Origin of the sequence: Microbacterium phyllosphaerae (genome assembly GCF_017876435.1) — a bacterium.
GTDB classification, from domain to species: domain Bacteria; phylum Actinomycetota; class Actinomycetes; order Actinomycetales; family Microbacteriaceae; genus Microbacterium; species Microbacterium phyllosphaerae.
On record NZ_JAGIOA010000001.1, the window covers coordinates 351,691 to 372,682 of the forward strand.

Genomic DNA, 20,992 nt, shown 5'->3' on the forward strand with positions numbered 1-20,992 from the left:
TTCATGCGGCACCTCCGTGGTCGTGATCGTGGTCGTGCAGGTGGTGGGGCTCGGCATCCGGAACGCCGACGACGACCAGCCGGTCGCCGGCACGCAGCACGAACACCGGGGTGCCGTACAGCTCGGTGAGCACCCGCGTCTGCAGCACCTCTTCGGGGGTGCCGAGCACGAAGCGTCCGCCGGCGATGTAGAGGATGCGGTCGACGCGGCCGAGGATCGGGTTGATGTCGTGCGTCACGAACAGCACCGCCGCCCCGCGATCACGACGCTGCCGGTCGATGATGTCGGTGACGGCGACCTGGTTCGCGAGGTCGAGGTTCGACAGCGGCTCGTCGCACAGCAGCAGGCTGGGCTCGTCGGCCAGTGCCTGCCCGACGCGCAGCCGCTGCTGCTCACCGCCCGAGAGCAGTCCGACCCGACGATCGGCGTAGTGCGACGCGCCGACCGAGGCGAGCAGCTGATCGACCTTGGCCCTGTCGCCTCGGTGCGGGATCGGGAAGCCGAATCGGCTTCCCTGCACGCCGAGGGCCACGAGATCGCGGGCACGCATGCTCGTGTCGGGGGCGAGCGAGCGCTGCTGCGGGATGTAGCCGATGCGCGGGTTGCCCTTGCGCACGGGTCCGCCCGCGACGGTGATCTCGCCGGCCGACAGCGGCTGGAGGCCGAGGATGCTGCGCAGCAGCGTCGTCTTGCCCGATCCCGAGGGCCCGAGCACGGCGATGAACTCGCCGGGGTCGACCGTCAGATCGAGGCCCGACCACAGTTCTCGGTCGCCGCGATGGAGGGCTGCTCCGCGCACCTCGAGCACCGGGGTCGTCTTCTCGGCTCCTGCCCGCGCGTCGGCGGCGGCGCTCACGACTGGAGCGCGTCGGCGAGGCTCTGGATCGCGTCACTCATCCACTCAGAGTACGACGATCCGTCAGGGAGCAGCTCCGTGAAGGCGACGAGCGGGATGCCGGCATCCGTTGCGGCATCCTCGACGCGCTGCGTCTCGGCCCCGCCGGTCTGCGCGTTCGTGAGCACGGCCTGCACGTCTCCGCCGTCGATGACGTTGAGGGTCTCGAGCAGGGTCGCGGGGGCGACGTCGCTGCCTTCCTCGACCGCCTCGGCGAATCCTTCGGGCGTGACGTCGGTGAGACCGGCCGCAGCGGCGAGGTAGCCCGGGAGCGGCTCGGTGATGAGCACGTTCGCTCCTGCGGCATCCGTCTTGAGGGTCTCGAGGTCGGTCTCGAAGCCCTCGAGGTCGGCGACGATCTCCTCGGCGTTCGCGGTGAAGTCCGCCTCGCCGTCCGGGTCGATGGCCGTCAGCTCATCGGCGATCGCCTCGACCACGTGGATCATCGTGTGCGGGTCGAACCAGACGTGCTCGTTGAAGCCCTCGATGTGGTTGTGCCCCTCGTGACCCTCCTCGCCGTGGTCGTGGTCGTGCTCCTCCTCGGTCGCGGCGTCCTCATCGGAGTGGCCCTCGTTGCCCGGGAAGTCGTGCGAGAACTCGACGGCGGTCACCAGGTGCGGGTCGGCGGCATCCTGCAGCAGCGTGTCGATGAACGCGTCGTATCCGCCGCCGTTCTCGATCACGAGATCGGCCTTCTGCACCGTCAGGCGGTCACGGGCCGAGGCCTCGTACGAGTGCGGATCCTGCGTGGCCGAGGTGATGATCGAGGTCACGTCGACGCGGTCGCCACCGATCTGCGCGGCGAGTGAGCCGTAGACGTTGGTGCTCGCCGCGACCGTGACCGTGCCGCTTTCGCCCTCCCCCGCCGCGGGGGTGGTGGAGCATCCGGCCAGCGAGAGTGCGGCGACGGATGCGAGGGCGAGGGCGACGAGCGGCTTCTTCATGCTCTCACTCTAAACGCTAATGAGAACCATTATCAAATCAGCCGTTCGCCGCCCCTGTGGGCTTACCCGAGGAGCCCCGGCGCGATCCAGACGGTCGAGTCTCCGGACACCGCACCGTCGACGACTGTGCCGAGTACGACGTCCGCGGCATCCGTTCCGAGGTCGAAGGGTTCGGTACCGAAGTTCGTGACGATCTGCCAGCCGTTCGGACGCGCGAAGCGCAGCACGTCGGCGCGCCCGGTCTCGATCCATTCGAGGCTCTCGTCGGTCTGCAGCTCGCGACGAAGGCGCAGGGCCTCGCGATAGAGCGACAGCGTCGACGACGGGTCGGATTCCTCGACATCGACGGCGTGCTCGGCGAACCACTCGGGCTGCGGAAGATGCGCGTCGCCAGCTCCGAAGCCGAAGGACGATCCGGATGCCGTCCACGGCAGCGGCACGCGGCATCCGTCCCGCCCGAGTCCGTCGAACTCCGCCCCGCGGAAGAACGCCGGATCCTGGCGCTCGTCGGGTCCGATCTCGGCGACCTCCTGCAGTCCGAGCTCCTCGCCCTGGTAGAGGTAGGTGCTGCCGGGCAGGCCGAGCAGCAGCAGCGTCGCGGCGTGCGCCCGGCGCAGACCGAGCTCACGGTCGAGCTGGTCGCCGGGGCCCCCGGCCGCGACCCACTCCACACCCTGCTTGACGCCCGTGCGGCCCGCCAGCGGAGCGAGTCCGTATCGGGTCGCGTGCCGGGTGACATCGTGGTTCGAGAGCACCCACGTCGTCGACGAACCGGTCGTGCGCGCCTGCGCGAGGTTGTCGGAGATGATCGTGCGGAACTGCGTCGCGTCGAAGTCGGCCACGAGCAGGTCGAAGTTGAACGCCTGGCCGAGCCCCTCGGCTGACGCGTACTTCGCTCGGCGCTCGGGAGTGCTCACCCACGCCTCGGCCACAGCCGTGCGAGGAGGGTCGTACTCGTTGAAGACGCGACGCCACTCGGCGTACACCTCATGCACGTCGTCGCGGTCGTGCAGCGGGTGGTTGCCGTCGTGCGGCAGCAGCTCGAGCTCTGCGGTGCTCGGAAGCGGCTCACTGAGGTCCTTGGTCAGCATGTGCGCGACGTCGATGCGGAAGCCGTCGACACCGCGATCCGACCAGAAGCGCAGGGTGGTCAGGAAGTCCTCGCGCACCTCGGGGTGATCCCAGTTCAGATCGGGCTGCTCGGGCGCGAAGCTGTGCAGGAACCACTGGCCGTCCTCGACGCGCTCCCACGCCGATCCACCGAACGCGGCGGTCCAGTCGGTCGGGGGCTCGGAGCCGTCGGGGCCGGAGCCCTCACGGAAGATGTACCGCTCCCGCGCCGCCGAGCCGCGGCCTGCGGCGAGCGCCTCCTGGAACCACTCGTGCAGATCCGACGAGTGGTTCGGCACGATGTCGACGACCACGCGGATGCCGCGATCATGGAGAGCAGCGACCATGTCGTCGAAGTCGTCGAGGGTGCCCAGGCGTGGGTCGACGTCGCGGTAGTCGGCCACGTCGTAGCCGCCGTCGGCGAGGGCGGACGGATAGAACGGACTGAGCCACACGGCGTCGATGCCGAGCTCCTGCAGGTAGTCGGCCCGCGAGACGATGCCCGGGATGTCGCCGAGCCCGTCACCGTTCGCGTCGGCGAAGCTGCGGGGGTAGATCTGGTAGACGGCGGCCTGTCGCCACCAGGCTGCCGTCGTGTCGTCGCGGGTCTCGAGGAGAAGCGCATCGGTCATGAGGGGTGGTGCTCCTTCGTGTTGCGGTCTGGTGTGTGCGGCGCGGACCGGCGGGCAGCCGATCCGCGCCGGTGCGCGTCAGCCCTTGACGGCACCCTGCGTGACGCCCTCCATGACGAAGCGCTGCGTGAACAGGTACGCCAGGATCGCCGGGGCCATCGCCATCAGGTACGAGGCGAACGACACGTTGTAGTTGTTGCTGAACTGGGTCTGGAACAGGTTCTGCCGCACAGGCAGCGTCTGCAGTGCCGGATCGGAGATGATCAGCGACGGCATCATGAAGTCGTTCCAGGCGTAGAGGAACGCGAAGATGCCGACCGTCGCGCTCATCGGAGCGAGCAGCGGGAAGATCAGCTGCCAGAACGTCTGCCACGTCGTCGCGCCGTCGATGCGGGCGCTCTCCTCGAGCTCGATCGGGATCGACCGCAGGAACGCCGTGAACAGCAGCACACTGAAGCTCAGCTGGAACATGGTCGCGAGGATGATCACGCCGAACGGGTTGTCGAGCCCGACCCATCCGGTCAGCTGGATCTGCGGCAGCGCGACCACAGGGAACGGGATGAACATCGCGGCCAGCAGGTAGAAGAACGAGTAGCGGAAGAGGCGGTGGTCCCAGTTGCGGACGATCGCGTACGACGCGAACGCGGCGAGCACGATGGTCGCGATGACCGTTCCGGCCGTGACCAGCAGCGAGATGCCGGCGCCGACCGGGAACTTCGTGAGATTCCACGCCTCGACGAACCCGTCGATGCTGAACGGTGCCGGCAACGAGAACGCGTTGCCGTCGACCGCCTGGCCCGTCGTCTTGAAAGCCATCGAGATCGTCACGTACAGCGGCAGCAGCACGGTGACGGCGCACAGGATCAGGATGATCGTGCCCGACCAGTTGACGCGCTCCATGCGGACGCGCGGCTTCTTGCCCGAGGTGGGGATGGTGGTGAGTGTCTGCGTCGACATCAGAGCGCGTTCCTTCCGCGGGTCAGCGAGAGCTGCAGCAGGGAGATGAGCACGGCGACGATGAAGAAGATCGTCGCGTTGGCCATCTGGTAGGCGTAATCGCCGCCGTTGAAGCCCGCGATGATCGTCATCGCGACGCTGCGGGTGGAGGTTCCGGGGCCGCCGTTGGTGAGTCCGACGATGATGTCGTAGGCGTTGAGGAATCCCTTGAATCCGAGGATCACGTTGATCACGACATACCCGGCCACGAGCGGCAGCGTGATGCGGAGCAGCTGCTGCGTCTTGTTCGCCCCGTCGATGCTCGCGGCTTCGTACACCTCGCCGGGCACCGAGAGGAGACCCGCGATGTAGATGAGCAGCGTGCCGGGCACTGCCTGCCACGCGGTCACGATCACGATCGCGACCCAGGCGAGATCGGGATTCGCGAGAAGGCTGGTCGAGAGCCACGGGATGCCGGTGGCGGCGCCCGCCGCCGGGATGGAGTTGGAGAACAGGAAGTTGAAGACGTAGGCGATGATGATGCCCGAGATCACCATCGGGATCACGAAGATCGTGCGCAGCCCCGTCTTGAAACGGATGCGGGAGGTCAGGCCGACCGCCAGCAGGAACGCGACCACGTTGACGACGATCACCGTGGCGATCGAGAAGCCGAACGTGAACAGGTAGCTCTGCAGGATGGCCGGATCGCTGAACATCGCGATGTAGTTCGTCAGCCCGTTGAAGTTCCACTCGCCGATGCCGATCGAGTCGGTGAAGCTGAAGAAGATGCCCATGATGCCGGGCACCGTGATCGCCAGTGTGAAGATCACGAGCGTCGGCAGCAGGAACAGGTAATAGATCGGCTCGACGCGACGCGTGCGGCGACCGAGCTTGCGGGTGCCACCCGTGACGATCGCCGTCGTGTCTGTCGTGGGAGTGTTCGGCTTCGTGATGTTCGATGCGGCGGGAGTCGCCGCGGGGTTGGGCAGAGCCGTGTTCGTCATGGCGTGGACTCCTCTGTCTCGCCGGATGCTGAGTCCTCACCGGAGGCGTTGTCCTGGGTCGACGGGATAGGAGCGCGGAACGCGATCCTGGCCCAGTCGGCATCCATGGTGCGCAACGTGGAGGTCGGGGACGCGCCGAGCACCATCGCCTGCGCGTAGTTGAAGACCGGGAGAGTCCTGGGCACGAGCACCGAGGGGCCCTGGTAGATCTGTCCGTTGTCGTAGTACTCGACCATCCCCTCGATGCGAGGATCGTCGGGGGCCGGAGCATCCTTCGTCGGGGTGAAGCCGAGCTGCGAGGCGTTGTACTCCTCGATGTGCTCCGGAAGGAACAGGTACTCCAGGAAGTCGCGGGCGGCCTCCTGGTGGCGCGATCCCTCGGGGATCATCGCGGCGAGGTCCATGTTGACACGCACGCCGAGGTCGGCGGGGTCGTCGGTCATGGGCAGCGGGAAGGTGCCCAGGTCGAGGTCGGGCGCGGTCTTCTCGATCTCGCTGAACGCCCACGGCCCCTGCAGGTACATCGCGGCCTCGCCCTTGCCGAACGCGAGGTTGCCGTCGCCGTAGCCGCGGCTCGCGGCATCCGCGTTGGTGTAGTCCTTCACGAGGGTCATCATGCGGTCCATGGGCTCTGCGAAGTCCTTTTCGAACGACACCTCCGAGTCGGGGCCGACCTCGGTGCCCTCCTGCGCGAGCGTGTCGAAGAAGTCGATCACGTCGACCGAGCCGCCGGCGGTGTAGTCGTACCAGCCCTGCGCGACGGTCCAGTCGTCCTTGAACGTGGCGTAGAACGGGTCGATGCCCGCCTCCTTCAGCTGGTCGCACACGGCGAGGAGCTCGTCCCAGGTCTGCGGAACCTCGAGGCCCTGCTGGTCGAAGATCTCCTTGTTGTAGATGACCGATGCCCCCATCACCGAGTACGGCAGCGCGCTCGTGCGCCCCTCGCACGACCCGTACTGCTCCAGGAGCGGCTGCAGGTCGTCGCGGATGGTCGAGGCGGCCTCGGTGCCCGACAGGTCGGTGAGCGCGCAGCGCTGCACGAAACGGGCGATCTCGTAGTTGTAGTTGGCGAGCATGATGTCGGGCGGGTTTCCCCGCACGAAGCTGGCCGAGACGACGTCGACACCCGAGGTGTCGATCTCGACGCGGACCTTGTCCTGAGAAGCGTTGTACTGCGCGACGAGTTCGGTCATGAACTCGATCGCCTCCCGCTTGCTGAACGTGAAGCGGATCGTCTCGGGTCCGCCGGCCGTCGAGCAGCCGGTGAGGGCGGCCCCGACCAGGGCGAGAGCGGCCGCACCGGCGACGATCTGCGCCGGGCGTGGAGGTTTCGGAGACACCGTTGTCCTTTCGTCCTGTAGATCCGCAGACTAAATCTAGTGAGCGAATTTACTTCGATGAAGGGTACTGTCTCATGTGAACGAGAGTGAGGTCAAGACCCATGACCGAAGTATCCGCAGGTCTGGGCACCGGACGAGCCAGCGTCGGCGCCATCCTCGACTTCGCATGGGCCGCCGGCGAGTTCACCGCGACCGAGGCGATGGCGACCACCACGCTGACCCGCTCCACCGCGATCGATGCGATCGACACCCTCGTCAGCGCCGCGGTGCTGCGGGAGCTCCCGAACGCCAGGGTCGCCGGAAGCTACCGCGCGGGGCGGCCCGCTCGACGCTTCGTGCTGGCATCCGATCTCGGCGTCGTCGTCGGGGTGGATGCCGGAGACACCCACCTCGCGGTCACGATCTCCGACCCGCTCGAGCGGACGCTCGTGCATCACCGCACCGACCTCGACTCCGGTCAGTCTGCGGCGCAGCGGCGCGCGACGATCCTCGGGCAGATGCAGCTCGCGCTCGATGAGGCGGGGGTCGAGCGCACCGAGATCCTCGCGATCTGCGTCGGCGTCGCCGCTCCCGTGAACAGGGCCGGCATCTCGCCGCCGCATCCCGACGGCTTCTGGGAACGCACCAACCCGGGGCTCGCCGAGGCGCTGGCCGACTGGGCGCCGGTGGTCGAGATCAAGAACGACGCACAGCTGGCCGCGATCGCCGAGGGCTCGGCAGGGGCCGCCGTCGGATGCCGTGACTACGTCGCCCTGCTCGCGAGCGAACGGTTCGGCGGCGGAGTCGTCGTCGACGGCCATGTGCTGCACGGTGCGCACGGCGGCGTCGGCGAGGGCGTCGTGTTCGACCACATCGTCGGCGTGGGGTCGGCCTTCGGCCTGCGCTATGCACTGCAGGACCAGGTGCGCGCGGGCGTCGAGAGCGGCGAGATCTCTCGCGAGTCGGCGATCGGGCGGCTCGCGGGTGAGGATCGCATCGACCCGCGTGTCGTGCTCACCGCCGCGGCCTCGGGCGATGCCGATGCGCTGCTCGCGACATCCCGGGTCGGCGCGACGCTCGCCCGTGTGGTCGGCGTTCTGGGCAGCATGTACGACCCGGCGCGCGTGATCGTCTGCGGCGGGGTCGCCGAGAGCATCGCCCCCGTGCTCACGGCCGCGCGCGAGGTGCTTCCGGCCCAGCTGCACCTGCCGGCGCCCGAGATCCTCGCCTCGACGCTCGGCGCCGAGGTCGTGTCGATCGGTGCCGTCGCCACGGCTCGGATGGCGGCGCGCGAGGTGGCGGTGCCGCTGCTCGCGGAACGGCGCCTCAGCGCAGTGAGCTGAGCGCGTGCGAGAGCCAGATCCGCGGCCGTCTCCCTCCTCGATCGAGCTGCTGCTGGATCCCGCCGCCGACGCAGCCGTCCGGGCCGAATGGGATGCTCTCGCCGCGCGCGGCCTGTCGAGCCTGGCGGGGCACACGTCGACGAGCAACCGCCCTCACATCACGCTGGTCGCGCGCGTCGACTTGCCGACTGTTGGCTCGGACGTCCTCGCCGGCATCCCGTCGTTCCCGATCACGCTGAGCGCTCCCCTGCTCTTCGGAACCGGCGAGCGGCGCGTCCTGGCGCGGAGCATCGTGCCCACCTCCGAACTGATCAGCCTCCGCGAGATGATCCTGACCGCCGTCGGGCCGGGCGAGGATGCCCCGCACACCGCACCGGGCGAGTGGATGCCGCATGTCGCCCTCGCGCGCCGGTTGCGCGTCGCCGACCTCGCGCAGGCGCTGGATCTCGTCGGCGGCGACGTCCACGCTCACGCGCGCAGCGTGCGGCACTGGGACCCCGCCACCGCGGAGATCACGACACTCGCTGAGTTGCCGCGGTCGTAGTCATCTCCGGTCGGCGCCCGTCGGAGAACAGAGGCGATCAGCGCGCACATCCGGGGTGTCGGCAAAGGGCGCGCCGGCATCCGCTCGATCTGTCTCCGTTCCCCCTGCCCTCACGGTTGCTGCACGCGTGCGGCGACGACCTGCAGCGATCTCAGCACCCGCCGCACCGACGTGTAGGCGAGCGCGTCTGGCCTCGCGAGCACGTCGAGGTGACGCACGAGTTCGATGCCGCCCAGCGGCCGCAGCACGAGCCCGTCGACCGCCAGAGACGAGGCGGTCGTGCGGGGCATGACGGCGATCGCCGCCCCGGCCCGCACGACCTCCGCCGTCACCGAGAACTCGTTGATGCGGTGTGCGATGCGAAAGGGCCGCCCGGCCCGCGCCGCCAGATGATCGAGCACGCCGGCGAGCGGAAAGCCCTGATGCACGGACACCCAGTCCTCGTCGACCAGATCGTCGAGGTCGATCTGAGCACGCTCTGCGAGCGGATGCTCGGCATGCAGCGCGATGTCGAGCGGTTCATCGATCAGCGGGGTCGCGACGACCCGGTCGGCCGGCCACGGAGCGTCATGCGCGAGCCTGTGCGCGATCACGAGGTCGTAGTCGGCCGTCAGGCCGGGGAAGTCCCGGTGCGCCACGTCCTCATCTGCGAGGTGGACCGCGGGAGCGCCTCCGAGTTCTCGCACCAAAGGCCCGAACAGGGCGAGGCCTGCGCTGGTGAACGACGACACCCGCACCGGTCGGTCGCCCGCGTCGAGGAGCGCCCCGATCGCATCGCGGGCCGCAGTCAGCGCCTCATCGACACGCGTGCTCGCCGCGGCCAGCGCCTCCCCCGCCGCGGTCAGGATCAGGACGCGACCCCGACGCACGGTGAGCGGCAGAGCCACTGAGGACTGCAGAGTCGCCAGCTGCTGCGACACCGCAGACGCCGAGATCCCGAGGGCGGCCGCGACGGCCGTGACGCTGCCGCGGTCGCGAAGCTCCCGGAGCAGTCGAAGGTGAGTCGGATCCATAAGGCCAACCTTAAAGGAGAATCAAGGAACTGCATCTGGGTCTTCATCGAGAAAGACGAGAGTGTGGAGTCATGCCTCGTCGTCCCTCTCGCGATCTGCTCGTCGACGTTCTACTCGTCGCCGTGGCGGCCGTGTGGGGCGCGAGCTTCGTCGCGGCCAAGAGCCTGGCCCTCGAAACCGGAGTCGCCTCGGCCGTCGCACTGCGGTTCCTCGTCGCGGCGGTCGCTCTCGGCGTGATCTGCGCGGTGCGCAAGGAGCGGATGCCACATGGTCGCGGGCTCGCCGTCGCCGTCGTCCTCGGCTTCTCTCAAGCCGCCATCATCGGACTCGAGACCTGGGGCGTCCATCTCACGTCGGCGACCAATGCCGGCCTGCTGATCAGCCTCGCGCTCATCCTCACCCCCGTGCTCGAGAGTCTCGCCGCGCGATCGTGGCTTCCGCGCTCATACTTCGTCGCCGCGGTCGCGGCCGTGGTGGGGGTCGCGCTTCTCGTGTCGGACGGCGGACTGCGGATGCCGACCGCAGGCGACGCCCTGGTGATCGCGGCGGCGGTCGTGCGCGCGCTGCACGTGACCGCGAGCGCCAGACTCACACGTGAGCGCCGAGACAGCACGCTCGCTGTCGTCCTGGTGCAGCTCATCGTCTGTGCGGCGACGGCATCACTGGTCGCAGGGGCGGAGCTGCCCGCGGCTGTCGCGCGAATCGACGGATCGGGGTGGGCGAACGTCCTGTTCCTCGGCCTGATGTGCTCGGTGTTCGCGTTCGTCGTTCAGCTCTGGGCGGTGCGGCGCACCTCTGCGACGCGCGCCAGCATCCTCATGGGCACCGAGCCGGTCTGGGCACTCCTGGTCGGAGTCCTGCTCGCCGGGGAGAGCGTTGACCTCGTCGGCCTGCTTGGAGCCGCTCTCATCGTCGCAGCGTCATACGCGGGGCAGGCGATCGAGCGCCGTCACCGGCACCGCGTGTTCTTCGCAGCGCAGACCGGCACTGATACGTCAGACCCGCGACGTCATGACTCAGTGCCCGCCGGTGGAGCGGGGCCGCCCGAGAGCAGCACACGCCCCACCACGAGGCGATCCTCAGTCATCCACCGTTCGACTGGCGGATACCCTCCGCGAGAGCGGTGAAGGTGTACACATAGCCGCCGTCCGGGCCACTGACGGTCATGTACCCATCGGTCGTGCCGGGAGCGATGGCGATGTTGGTCGCGGACTCGAGAGATCCTCCGGTCGCGACGATGGTGGTGAGGCGTTCTCCGGTGGAGCTGTACACCTCGATCTCCGGTCTGCCGTGGAACGCCTGGTAGATGTTCCCTGCAGCGTCGACCGCTGTCGAATCCACTCGGGCACGACCGGCATCGACGTGGATCGCCGGGTGGGCAGCGATGGCCGCGGTGCCACTCTCGTCGAGTTCGAGGTAGTCGATCCGGTTGGCGTTGTACTGGGCCACCCAGAGGCCTGCATCGTCCTCGTCGAACACGATGCCGTTCGGGGAGGGGAGATCGGAGGCGATGACGCTCGAAGTGCCGTCGACGCCGATACGCACGACCCGCCCCGGCGTCTCCCAACCGGGACCCTCCATCCCCCGCGTATCCGTCACGAACATGTTGCCGACCTCGTCGAACGCGATGTCGTCCGGCAGCATCTGAGTCCCGTCGACGGAGCCCGAGAAGACGGTCTGCACATCGTCACCCTCAGCGGTCATGCTCACGATCGAGCCGGAGAGGATGTCCGTCAGGTAGAGCCGGTCGTCGAGCGGGCTGAACTGCGCAGAGGTGAAGGCGCTTGCCTCATCGGTGTACACGTCCTCGATCGACTTGTCGGCGGTGTCGATGCGCAGCACTTTGGGTTCCCCCGGAGGCGCCATGACATCGACGACATAGAGGAACCCGTCCTCCGAGAAGGTCGGTCCTTCCAGAAGCGTCCCGCCGGTGATCTCGTGCGGAGTCGTCACACGAAGGACTTCCGCGGCCACCTGCACCTCCGGGGCCCGCGACGGCTCGGTCGAGGGCGCAGTGTCGCTGCACGCCACGAGCAGAAGGGCCGCGGATCCTGCCAGGGCGGCAGCGACCGGCTTTCTCATGCCGTCGCCGAGACGAACGAGTCCTCACGGATCCGCTCGTCGTGCTCGTCGCGCACGAGGACATCTCTCATGTCGCCGGCGCGCCATTCCCGCAGCAGTCGGTGGAAAGCGACGGGGCCGGGTGAGTAGGTGAAGCCCGTGATCGCCTGCGAGCCCTCGGCATTGTAGTAACCGGGTGTGCATTCCGCTTGGAACGCGGACACGTCTCGCGCCGTCTCGATGACGGTCTGCACCCATGCGGCTTCAGCCTCGGGCGTCGGCTCGACCCACCGCGCGTTCTCAGCGTCGGCTCGTCCGATCGTCGCACTGATGTGCTCGGCCTGTTCCTGAAGGATGTGGGCGAAGTTCACCGAGTTGGCGTTCTGGATCGCGCCGAGCTGGAAGAGGTTCGGGAATCCGTGGGTGGAGAAGCCGTGCAGAGTGCGCGGACCGCGCCCCCAGGCCTCCAACAGGCTCAGTCCGCCACGGCCGATCACGGGCAGCGTGCCCGACACGACGCCCGAGACGCCGGCCTCGAAGCCGGTGGCGAAGATGACGCAGTCGACCTCGTAGGCGTCGTCGCCGACGACGACGGCGTGCTCGGTCATCGCGCTGATTCCGTGAGAGTCCGCAGTATCGACAAGGGACACGTTCGGCAGATTGAACGCCTGCAGGTAGAGGTCGCTGAAGCCGGGGCGCTTGCACATGTAGCGGTACCACGGCCTGAGCGCCGCCGCCGTCGCGGGGTCTTCGACGATCTCATCGACACGCGCGCGGAGCCGGCTCATCGTGATCGCGTCATCGAGCTCGTCCTGCAGCTCGTCGTGATCGTCGGAGTCTCCCTGGGATCCGGAGAGGATGTGCCGCTGCAGCCCCGTCGTGGCCGTCCACCCGTCTGTCACGAGCGACTCTTCGACTGGTTCGCCGGCCAGCACCGCGAGGAAGTTCTCCATACGCTCGCGCTGCCACCCGGGGCGAAGGCTCGCCACCCAGTCCGAGTCGGTGGGGCCGTTGTCGCGGACGTCCACCGTCGAAGGCGTGCGCTGGAACACGATCAGTTCCTTCGCATACTTCGCCACTTCAGGGACGACCTGGAGCCCCGTCGCCCCGGTGCCGACGACGGCGACCCGCTTGTCCGCCAGTCCGTCGAGCACACCGTCACCGGAGCCGCCCGTGTAGGAGTAGTCCCATCGGCTGGTGTGGAAGGTATGGCCGCGGAAGTTCTCGATGCCCGCAATGCCGGGCAGCTTCGGCTGGGTGAGCGTGCCAGACGAGGTGACGACGTAGCGGGCCCTGAAGTCATCACCCCTGTCGGTCTCGACGTGCCATTCATGGAGATCCTCATCCCAGGTGAGAGCCGTGGCGCGGGTCTGGAACAGCGTGTCGCGGTAGAGGTCGTAGTGCTCGGCGATCCGGATCGCGTGTCGGCGAATCTCCTCACCGCCCGCATAGCGCTCGGTCGGCATGGCCCCCGTCTCCTCGAGCAGCGGCATGTACACATAGGACTCGATGTCGCATCGGACCCCGGGGTACCGATTCCAGTACCAGGTGCCGCCCATGTCTCCGGCTTCGTCCATGAGTCGCACCGAATCGATGCCGGCATCGCGCAGACGTGCCGAGGTCAGCAACCCTCCGAAGCCTGCGCCGATGACGAGGACCTCGACGCGGTCGGACTTCGGCTCACGCTCGACGCGCGGGGTGTACGGGTCTTTGGCGTAGTAACCGAACGTTCCTGCGGCCCGGTGGTACTGACGCGCACCGTCGGGGCGGAGGCGGCGATCACGTTCCCGTGCGTATCGTTCGCGAAGAGCGACGATGTCGATGTTCTCAGGTGTCTCGGCGGCGGGGGCTTTCATGGGGATCTCCTCGTGACGACGAATGTGCATTCGAAAAGGTTAGATCCAAGTTAAGTAATTTTTCTGTGATCCGGCTGGCAGCGTCGACGCCGAAGGGCATGACGACCTCGGCCGGGCCACTGATGAGCTGCGGAAGGATGATCGCTTCGGAGCGCCCCTCCGTCAGTCGGAAAGGCGCGCGACGACGGAGGCGAGGAATCTTCTCAGCGTCTGATCCACGTCGATGGCGTCCGGTTCGTAGAGCCATTGCAACTGAAGGCCGTCGCTGAGTGCGACATACGCAGATGCGAGCTCGAAGGGCGCCAGGGACGAGACGAGTTCACCTTCGCGCTGCAACGCCTCGAACGCCAACTCGGCATACCGTCGCACGGAGTGATAGCGGTGCTTGTAGTGCTCATGGGCCGGATGCTCCGATGAGATGGCTTCGGCGGCGAGTGTGCTGTGCAGTTCGACGATGCCGGGCTTGCGACTGTCATCCTTGACGATGTCGACCATGGCGAGCAGCGCCGCGAGGCCCCGAGCACCGGCGAGTTGGCCGGCGGCCTCCTCCTCTCGACGCTCGAGCACTGCGGTCAACAGTTCGCTCTTGCTCGCGAAGTGGTGAGCCAAGCCCCCCTCGCTGATCCCCGCCCTCTCGGCGATCTCCTTCATGGTCGTCGCGCGATACCCGGTCTCCGCGAAGACCTCAGTACACGCGTCGAGGATCCGCCGACGCACACGCGCGGTCTTGGCGTACGGGCCGCGAACGCTCGGGGCAGTCGAACTCATGCATCCTCCAGGCGAGATGTCGTCTTGAAAAAAGTATCGTAATCCGGATTTGGGTGCTACCGTAGCGAAAACAACACCGCAACACTTTTTTCGTGCGGCAACTGATCGAGGAGGATCACGTGGCATCTGACAAGCGACACGACGAGACGGCGAGTGGGCTCGACGCCGCGCAACGCACCACTCTCGCGGGAAATCTCGCAGCTGAAGCTGCAGACATCTCCACCGCCATCGAGGCTGACCCCCGGGCCGAGGTGAAGCTCCCCAAGCGCGAACTCCTCGCGGTGTTCCTGGCACAGACCACGCTGTTCATGGCACTCGTCGTGCCGACCGCATTCTCGTTGGCGATCAAGATCGGCGCGATCGATCCGGCCGGACGCGATCTCTCCCTCGCTCTCGCGGTGGGCGTCGGCGGCACAGTGATCATCTTCACCAACCCCGTGCTGGCGATCATGAGCGACAGGACGCGGTCACGATTCGGTCGCCGTCGGCCGTGGTTCCTCCTCGGACTCGTACTCGGTCTGCTCGGGTCCGCCATCGTCGGTTTCGGCACCGTCTCGGCAGTCCTGATCGCCGGTTGGGCCGTGGCGATCGTCGGGTACACGCTCAGCGCCGGCATGCTGCTGACTTACCTGGGCGACCGTCTTCCCGAGCAGCAGCGCGGAAAGGTCATGGGGGTGATCGGTGCGATCAGTCAGATCGGCCCGATCCTCGGAATCGCACTGGCGGGATCGTTCGCGAACGATCTGACGATGATGTTCGTCCTTCCGGCCATCGTCGCCTTCGTCGGTCCGCTCTGGTTCGCCGTGACGATGAAGGACTCGCAGTTCACCGGCGAGATCCCGCCCCTGCAGCTCGGACAGCTCGCTCGCGGCTTCTACTTCAATCCTCGACGCCACTCCAACTACGGATGGGTCATCGTCAGCAAGTTCTTCATCTACGCCTCGCTGGCCTTCACCAGCATCTACGGCGTCTACCTCCTGCAGGGCCGACTCGGCCTCGATGTCGCCGAGGTGTCGTCTCTCGTCGCCCTGATCGGCCTCGGCGGCGTCGTCACGGCGATCGTCGGCGCGATCGGAGCAGGCTGGCTCTCCGACAAGCTGCACAGCCGCAAGCCGTTCCTCGTGGTCAGCGCGCTGCTGCTCGTCGTGAGCCCCATCACCGTCGGGCTGTCGACCTCTGTGCTGGAATATGCGATCGCGGCGCTGATCGGCACCCTCGCCATCGGGATCTACGGATCGGTGGACCAGGCGCTGGCCCTGGACACGCTGCCGAGCGAGGAGAACGAGAACGGTCGCTACCTCGCGATCTTCGGCCTCGCGAACGCCGTCCCGCAGGCGGCGGGCCCCTTCGCAGCGGCAGGGGTGCTCGCACTCTTCGGCGGCGACTACAGCTGGGTCTACTTCGTCGCCGGTGGCTTCGCGTTCCTCGCAGCGCTGGCGATCCTTCCCATCAGCGTCGGGCGTCGCGCGCAGCTTTCCACCACGAGCATCGTTACCGCGAAGTGAGAGACACCTCCATGATGAAGTTCCCCGAAGGCTTTCTCTGGGGTGCGTCCACGGCGCCGCACCAGATCGAAGGCAACAACCTCAGCAGCGATTGGTGGGCCCGAGAGGGTCTCGTGCCGGGCATGGAGCTCAGCGGCGACGCCGTCGACAGCTACCACCATTACCGGGACGACATGCGTCTGCTTGCGGAGTCGGGGCTGAACACCTACCGCTTCGGTATCGAGTGGGCCCGCATCGAGCCGCGCGAGGGCCAGATCTCCCGGGCGGGGCTCGCCCACTACCGGCGGATGATCGACGAAGCGCTCCGACTCGGCCTCACGCCCGTCGTCACGTTGCACCACTTCACCAATCCGCGCTGGTTCGCCGAGCAGGGCGGGTTCCTCAACCCTGCCGCCCCCGCGATCTTCGCCCGGTACGTCACGACCGTCACCGAGATCCTCGACGGCGTGGACTGGGTCATCACCATGAACGAGCCGAACATGCTCGCGATGATGATGATGCTGCAGGAGCAGATGCGCGCCGGACAGCAGAACGAGTGGCAGAGCCCCACAGTCGAGGGCGACTCGTCGCGTGATCAGATCGCCGCATCTCTGCCGACGCCCAGCCCCGAGTTCGGACAGAGGCTCGTCGACGCCCATCACGCCGTGCGCGACATCATCCGCGAGAGGACCGGCGCACGCGTGGGCTGGACAGTCGCCAACCAGGCGTTGACATCGACGCCCGGCAACGAGAGCAGGCTCATCGAGGTTCGCCATGATTGGGAGGACTTCTATCTCGACGCGGCATCCGGCGACGACTTCATCGGAGTCCAGTCGTACTCGTCGCAGCAGGTCGACGAGAACGGGCTCGTCCCGCATCCCGATCATCCCGACAACACGCTGGTGGGCACCGCGTACCGACCGGATGCGCTCGGGATGGCCGTCTCCCATACCTGGGAGCGGACGGGGCTGCCCGTGCTCGTGACCGAGAACGGCATCGCCACTGCCGACGATGCGCGCCGAATCGACTACACGCGCGCCGCGTTGAACGGGCTGCATGAGGCGATCGCGGCCGGCGCTGATGTCCGCGGCTACCTGCATTGGAGCCTGCTCGACAACTTCGAATGGGGACACTGGGGGCCGACATTCGGCCTGATCTCCGTCGACCGGACCAGCCTCAACTTCGACCGCCACCCCAAGCCGAGCCTCGGATGGCTCGGCGACGTCGCTCGACGCAATTCGCTCACGAACTAGATATCTCGGAAGATCCATGACGAACACCAGCACCGCAAACCTGTATCAGGACACCTCACTCTCCGTCGACGAGCGAGTCGCCGACCTCATCGCGAGGATGACCCTCGAGGAGAAGGCCGGGCAGCTCACCCAGTACTTCTACATGGGCGTCGCCGCGAACCTGCCGGAAGACTTCGACATCGAGTCGATCCCCGTCGAGAATCGCGCTTTCCTCGAGCAGCCGAAGATGGTCGACGCGGCAGTCGCGAAGGGCGCCGCGGGCGCGGCATTGTTCATCAAGGATGCTGTCGCAACGAACCGCCTCCAGCGCCTCGCAGTCGAGGAGTCCCGCCTGGGCATCCCGCTGCTGTTCGGCTACGACGTCGTCCACGGGCTCCGCACGGCGTTCCCGGTTCCGATCGCGCTGGCGGCGAGCTGGGATATGGACATCATCGCCGAGTCGCAGACGGTCGCTGCTCGGGAAGCGCGAGCCGTGGGCATCCACTGGACGTTCGCGCCGATGATCGACATCGCCCGCGACCCGCGCTGGGGCCGCATCATCGAAGGCTCCGGGGAGGATCCGTACCTCGGGGCGGCCGTCGCTGCGGCACAGGTGCGAGGCTTCCAGGGAGACCTGGATGATGAGCACGTGCTCGCCGGGCCGAAGCACTTCGCCGGCTACGGAGCCGCCCGCGGCGGTCGTGACTACGACGATGCCGAGATCTCCGACTCCGAACTGTGGAACGTCTACTTCCCGCCCTTCCGCGCGGCCATCGAGGCCGGTGCGGCGAATGTCATGAGCGCGTACATGGATCTCAACGGGGTGCCTGCGTCGGCCAACCGCTGGCTGCTCACCGATGTGCTCCGCGACGAACTGGGCTTCGACGGTTTCGTCGTGTCCGACGCCAACGGCGTGCGCTCGCTCGAGACGCAGCACTTCGCCAAGGACCTCACCGATGCGGGCGCACGCGCCGTGCGCGCCGGCCTGGACATGGAGATGACCATGTTCGACCCCGCCTACGACCGCCTCCCCCAGGCCGTCGCTGACGGCCTGGTGACCGAAGAGGAGATCGATCAGGCCGTAGCCCGCGTGCTCCGTGCCAAGTTTCGCCTCGGACTCTTCGAGAACCCCTACGTCGACGAATCCGGAACCGCCGCCGTGCTCGACGCGCCCGAACACCGTGACCTGTCGCGTGTCGCGGCCGAGCGCTCCTTCGTGCTCCTGAAGAACGAGAACGACGCCCTGCCCCTGCGTGCGGAGACCCTGAAATCGGTCGCCGTCATCGGGCAGCTCGCCGACAGCAAGCGCGACACTCTCGGCCCCTGGGTGTTCGACCACGACACCGAAGAAGCGATCACCATCGTCGACGGACTTCGCTCCCGCCTGGGCGACGAGGTTCGCGTTCTGCACGCAGACGGCGCCGGAATCCCGAACCGCCTCATGCCGTCGCCGTTCGACGGCATGGACCCGACGGTGCTCGCGACGGCCGATGACCACGACGATGACGCGGCCATCGACGAGGCCGTGAAGATCGCCTCTGCTGCCGATGTCGCAGTCGTCGTCGTCGGCCAGCGCCAGAACCAGATCGGCGAGATCGCATCGACGGCGACGCTCGACCTGCCCGGCCGTCAGCTCGAGCAGCTGCAGCGCGTCACCGCCACCGGCACGCCCGTGATCGTGATCGTCATGTCGGGTCGCCCGCTCGACCTCCGCTGGGCCGACGAGAACGTCCCGGCAATCCTCCAGGCATGGTATCCGGGCACCCGCGGCGGCGACGCCGTCGCGCGCGTGCTGCTCGGCGACGTCTCGCCGGGGGGAAAGCTCCCGTTCACCTGGCCCCGACATGTCGGCCAGGTGCCCATGATCTACTCCCACTACCGCACCTTCCAGCCTGGGCAGCAGGACACCCGCTACTTCGACGAGCCGAGCACGCCGCTCTACCCGTTCGGCTTCGGGCTGTCATACGGCAACTTCGAGTACAGCGACATCCGCCTCGACCGTCACAGCATCGCTGTCGGCGACACGGTGGCGGTCACCGTGGATGTGACCAACACCTCCGACTCGACGGCAGACGAGGTCGTCCAGCTCTACGTGCACCAGCACTACGGCTCGGCGTCGCGACCCGTGCGCGAGCTGAAGGGGTTCCAGCGTGTCACGTTGGCTCCCGGCCAGACGCGCGAGGTGTCTTTCGAACTCGGTCGGTCCGACCTCTCGTACTGGAGCGCGGCCACCCGCGCTCTCGGGCAGGACGCGACGACGTTCGACGTCTGGATCGGCGGAGACTCCCAGGCGTCTCTGAGCGCCACCTTCGAGGTGACTGCCTCGTGACGCGCGTCACGCTCGCGAACACCGAACCGCCGAACTAGCTCGATTCGAACGCGCCGCCACGCCGCACACAGTCGCACGGCGTGGCGGCCGACGTTCTCCGCACCCTCGTACAGTCAACGACGATTGGACAGAAATGACAGACCGAACCGTATCCGCACCTCTCACAGACGCGAAGCCACGGCGCCGGAGATGGCGACGTGTCGTCTTCGGAATCCTGGGCGCGGCCGTGGGCATCGTGGTCATCGGCGGCATCGGGGTGAATGTCTACCTCGGCGCAGACATCCCCGCGCTCTGGGCGGGGAAGGTCGAGGACGTCGAGGATCGCTTCCCCGACGGCCGACCGCAGAACGGAGTGCTCCTCACCGGAAGCTCCTACATCGAACAGTGGTCGACGTCTGAGGAAGACCTGGCCCCGCTCGACACCGTCAACATCGGGATCGGCGGCACCAAGATCGGCGATCATGCCGCCTATGTCGACCGACTCGTCGTGCCCTTCCACCCGCGTGCGATCGTGGTCTACGCAGGCTCCAACGACATCTCCGGCCTTCCGTTCTTCAGCAAGAGCGGTGAGGATGTCTCAGAGCGCGTCGCACAGTACCTCGAGACGCTCCACCAGAAACTTCCCGACGCGAAGATCTTCTACGTCGCCGTGACCGAAGCACCGATCCGTGCCGGCGTTCGCGATGACATCCAGAAAGCCAACTCGCTCATCAGTGAGTTCGCGCGAACGACCGACTACGTGACCTTCATCGACACTGCGCCTGTCCTGCTCGCCGAAGACGGCGACATCGACGAGTCGCTCTTCGGGCCCGACAACCTGCACTTCAACGACAAGGGATACGAGAAGTTCTCGTCTGCGATCCGGCCGGTCCTGATCGACAGCCTGGGGTGACGTGACTGAGGCGGGGCGGATGCCGTCTAGTCTCGGCGCAGCTCGCGACTGATCGCACCGAGACCGGTCTCGAGGGCTTCGAGCTCCTCGAGAGACAGTCGCGACAACACATCCTCGCCGAGCTCTGGACGTGCGGCCATCAGCTCCTGAACGACCGCACGGCCCAACTCGGTGGCATGGATGCGACGCACGCGCTGGTCGCTCAGATCGGTTTCACGTTCTGCAAGGCCGCTCGCCACAAGACGATCGACGAGTTTCGACATCGAAGCCATGGAGACGGCGAAACGCTGCGCGAGCCCGGCACCGGTCGCCCCCTCCTCCGTCGTCACGATCACCGAGAGGGCTTTGAGCTGCTGGATGGTCAGGTCCGTCGTCAGCAACGGCGCGAGCACGCGCGGGATCGACCGAACGGTGATTCCGATGGACAGCGCTTCGATGGCCGAGAGGGCACGCGTGCGGGGGTCCATTGGATCAACGTAGGGCTCAGCGCGGGAGGAACGCAAAAGACATCGCTGCCGTGGTGCCCGCCGGATGAGGCGGGACGGTGTCCGTGTCGGTCAGCGCGGCCCTTGTCACTATGACCCGTCGGCTGAAGCTGATCCGGATCTGTCGCTGTTGACCCTGGTGAAC

Annotated in this window: 18 protein-coding genes; 7 read left to right on the forward strand and 11 right to left on the reverse strand. The window is 67.3% G+C overall.

Annotated features, from left to right (window positions below; genetic code table 11):
* Position 1: 1 nt before the first annotated feature.
* The 6 genes from JOF42_RS01620 to JOF42_RS01645 form a co-directional block, all read right to left on the reverse strand.
* Positions 2–856 carry a metal ABC transporter ATP-binding protein gene (locus JOF42_RS01620; RefSeq protein ID WP_307803505.1) on the reverse strand — a complete coding sequence of 285 codons (855 nt, stop codon included), beginning with the start codon at positions 854–856 and terminating at the stop codon, positions 2–4.
* Positions 853–1,839: a metal ABC transporter solute-binding protein, Zn/Mn family gene (locus tag JOF42_RS01625; protein WP_210096252.1), complete on the reverse strand. Its 987-nt coding sequence runs from the start codon at positions 1,837–1,839 to the stop codon at positions 853–855. The genes JOF42_RS01620 and JOF42_RS01625 overlap by 4 nt, the downstream gene beginning before the upstream one ends.
* Before the next feature lie 62 nt (positions 1,840–1,901).
* On the reverse strand, positions 1,902–3,581 hold the full coding sequence (locus JOF42_RS01630) for a glycoside hydrolase family 13 protein (protein ID WP_210096253.1): 1,680 nt from the start codon (positions 3,579–3,581) through the stop codon (positions 1,902–1,904).
* A 78-nt stretch (positions 3,582–3,659) separates the two neighbouring features.
* The gene (locus tag JOF42_RS01635) at positions 3,660–4,538 is read right to left on the reverse strand and encodes a carbohydrate ABC transporter permease (protein WP_210096254.1); all 879 of its coding nucleotides are present in this window, start codon (positions 4,536–4,538) and stop codon (positions 3,660–3,662) included.
* Complete coding sequence (locus tag JOF42_RS01640) at positions 4,538–5,521, reverse strand: carbohydrate ABC transporter permease (RefSeq protein WP_245340693.1); 984 nt, start codon at positions 5,519–5,521, stop codon at positions 4,538–4,540. The genes JOF42_RS01635 and JOF42_RS01640 overlap by 1 nt, the downstream gene beginning before the upstream one ends.
* Positions 5,518–6,861 carry an ABC transporter substrate-binding protein gene (locus JOF42_RS01645; RefSeq protein ID WP_210096255.1) on the reverse strand — a complete coding sequence of 448 codons (1,344 nt, stop codon included), beginning with the start codon at positions 6,859–6,861 and terminating at the stop codon, positions 5,518–5,520. Before JOF42_RS01645 ends, JOF42_RS01640 begins: the two co-directional genes overlap by 4 nt.
* 101 nt (positions 6,862–6,962) lie before the next feature.
* Here JOF42_RS01645 and JOF42_RS01650 point away from each other — a divergent pair, with 101 nt between their 5' ends.
* Both JOF42_RS01650 and JOF42_RS01655 read left to right on the forward strand, forming a co-directional pair.
* Positions 6,963–8,183: an ROK family protein gene (locus JOF42_RS01650; protein WP_210096256.1), complete on the forward strand. Its 1,221-nt coding sequence runs from the start codon at positions 6,963–6,965 to the stop codon at positions 8,181–8,183.
* A 4-nt stretch (positions 8,184–8,187) separates the two neighbouring features.
* Positions 8,188–8,727, forward strand: coding sequence for a 2'-5' RNA ligase family protein (locus JOF42_RS01655; RefSeq protein ID WP_210096257.1), 540 nt, complete (start codon positions 8,188–8,190; stop codon positions 8,725–8,727).
* Positions 8,728–8,837: 110 nt separating this feature from the next.
* On the opposite strand, the gene JOF42_RS01660 is transcribed toward JOF42_RS01655, so the two are convergent.
* A complete protein-coding gene (locus JOF42_RS01660; protein ID WP_210096258.1) occupies positions 8,838–9,740 on the reverse strand; it encodes a LysR family transcriptional regulator in 903 nt (300 codons plus the stop codon).
* A 71-nt stretch (positions 9,741–9,811) separates the two neighbouring features.
* On the opposite strand from JOF42_RS01660, the gene JOF42_RS01665 reads away from it, so the two are divergent.
* Positions 9,812–10,867, forward strand: a complete 1,056-nt coding sequence (locus tag JOF42_RS01665; protein ID WP_210096259.1) for a DMT family transporter — start codon at positions 9,812–9,814, stop codon at positions 10,865–10,867.
* Here JOF42_RS01665 and JOF42_RS01670 read toward each other — a convergent pair.
* The 3 genes from JOF42_RS01670 to JOF42_RS01680 all read right to left on the reverse strand — a co-directional run bounded on the left by JOF42_RS01670 (position 10,824) and on the right by JOF42_RS01680 (position 14,425).
* Positions 10,824–11,822, reverse strand: coding sequence for an SMP-30/gluconolactonase/LRE family protein (locus JOF42_RS01670; RefSeq protein ID WP_210096260.1), 999 nt, complete (start codon positions 11,820–11,822; stop codon positions 10,824–10,826). The genes JOF42_RS01665 and JOF42_RS01670 overlap by 44 nt on opposite strands.
* Entirely contained in the window at positions 11,819–13,657 is a 1,839-nt protein-coding gene (locus JOF42_RS01675; RefSeq protein ID WP_210096261.1) for a flavin-containing monooxygenase, read from the reverse strand. Before JOF42_RS01675 ends, JOF42_RS01670 begins: the two co-directional genes overlap by 4 nt.
* A gap of 162 nt (positions 13,658–13,819) precedes the next feature.
* Complete coding sequence (locus JOF42_RS01680; protein ID WP_210096262.1) at positions 13,820–14,425, reverse strand: TetR/AcrR family transcriptional regulator; 606 nt, start codon at positions 14,423–14,425, stop codon at positions 13,820–13,822.
* Positions 14,426–14,544: 119 nt separating this feature from the next.
* On the opposite strand from JOF42_RS01680, the gene JOF42_RS01685 reads away from it, so the two are divergent.
* The 4 genes from JOF42_RS01685 to JOF42_RS01700 all read left to right on the forward strand — a co-directional run bounded on the left by JOF42_RS01685 (position 14,545) and on the right by JOF42_RS01700 (position 20,362).
* On the forward strand, positions 14,545–15,930 hold the full coding sequence (locus tag JOF42_RS01685; protein WP_210096263.1) for an MFS transporter: 1,386 nt from the start codon (positions 14,545–14,547) through the stop codon (positions 15,928–15,930).
* Positions 15,931–15,941: 11 nt separating this feature from the next.
* Positions 15,942–17,162, forward strand: a complete 1,221-nt coding sequence (locus JOF42_RS01690) for a glycoside hydrolase family 1 protein (RefSeq protein ID WP_210096264.1) — start codon at positions 15,942–15,944, stop codon at positions 17,160–17,162.
* A gap of 16 nt (positions 17,163–17,178) precedes the next feature.
* Positions 17,179–19,470 carry a beta-glucosidase BglX gene (gene bglX, locus JOF42_RS01695; RefSeq protein ID WP_210096265.1) on the forward strand — a complete coding sequence of 764 codons (2,292 nt, stop codon included), beginning with the start codon at positions 17,179–17,181 and terminating at the stop codon, positions 19,468–19,470.
* Positions 19,471–19,603: 133 nt separating this feature from the next.
* Entirely contained in the window at positions 19,604–20,362 is a 759-nt protein-coding gene (locus tag JOF42_RS01700) for a GDSL-type esterase/lipase family protein (protein WP_210096266.1), read from the forward strand.
* A gap of 26 nt (positions 20,363–20,388) precedes the next feature.
* Here the strand turns inward: JOF42_RS01700 and JOF42_RS01705 are convergent, their stop codons facing one another.
* The gene (locus tag JOF42_RS01705; protein ID WP_210096267.1) at positions 20,389–20,829 is read right to left on the reverse strand and encodes a MarR family transcriptional regulator; all 441 of its coding nucleotides are present in this window, start codon (positions 20,827–20,829) and stop codon (positions 20,389–20,391) included.
* Positions 20,830–20,992 lie beyond the last annotated feature (163 nt).

What these genes read in the sequence shown, in the direction of transcription:
- JOF42_RS01640 (WP_245340693.1), bottom strand. Translation starts at nt 5,521, where the DNA reads ATGACGAACACGGCTCTGCCCAACCCCGCGGCGACTCCCGCCGCATCG.
- JOF42_RS01625 (WP_210096252.1), bottom strand. Translation starts at nt 1,839, where the DNA reads ATGAAGAAGCCGCTCGTCGCCCTCGCCCTCGCATCCGTCGCCGCACTC.
- JOF42_RS01705 (WP_210096267.1), bottom strand. Translation starts at nt 20,829, where the DNA reads ATGGACCCCCGCACGCGTGCCCTCTCGGCCATCGAAGCGCTGTCCATC.
- JOF42_RS01680 (WP_210096262.1), bottom strand. Translation starts at nt 14,425, where the DNA reads ATGAGTTCGACTGCCCCGAGCGTTCGCGGCCCGTACGCCAAGACCGCG.
- bglX (WP_210096265.1), top strand. Translation starts at nt 17,179, where the DNA reads ATGACGAACACCAGCACCGCAAACCTGTATCAGGACACCTCACTCTCC.
- JOF42_RS01650 (WP_210096256.1), top strand. Translation starts at nt 6,963, where the DNA reads ATGACCGAAGTATCCGCAGGTCTGGGCACCGGACGAGCCAGCGTCGGC.
- JOF42_RS01630 (WP_210096253.1), bottom strand. Translation starts at nt 3,581, where the DNA reads ATGACCGATGCGCTTCTCCTCGAGACCCGCGACGACACGACGGCAGCC.
- JOF42_RS01700 (WP_210096266.1), top strand. Translation starts at nt 19,604, where the DNA reads ATGACAGACCGAACCGTATCCGCACCTCTCACAGACGCGAAGCCACGG.
- JOF42_RS01675 (WP_210096261.1), bottom strand. Translation starts at nt 13,657, where the DNA reads ATGAAAGCCCCCGCCGCCGAGACACCTGAGAACATCGACATCGTCGCT.
- JOF42_RS01690 (WP_210096264.1), top strand. Translation starts at nt 15,942, where the DNA reads ATGATGAAGTTCCCCGAAGGCTTTCTCTGGGGTGCGTCCACGGCGCCG.
- JOF42_RS01670 (WP_210096260.1), bottom strand. Translation starts at nt 11,822, where the DNA reads ATGAGAAAGCCGGTCGCTGCCGCCCTGGCAGGATCCGCGGCCCTTCTG.
- JOF42_RS01635 (WP_210096254.1), bottom strand. Translation starts at nt 4,538, where the DNA reads ATGTCGACGCAGACACTCACCACCATCCCCACCTCGGGCAAGAAGCCG.
- JOF42_RS01660 (WP_210096258.1), bottom strand. Translation starts at nt 9,740, where the DNA reads ATGGATCCGACTCACCTTCGACTGCTCCGGGAGCTTCGCGACCGCGGC.
- JOF42_RS01665 (WP_210096259.1), top strand. Translation starts at nt 9,812, where the DNA reads ATGCCTCGTCGTCCCTCTCGCGATCTGCTCGTCGACGTTCTACTCGTC.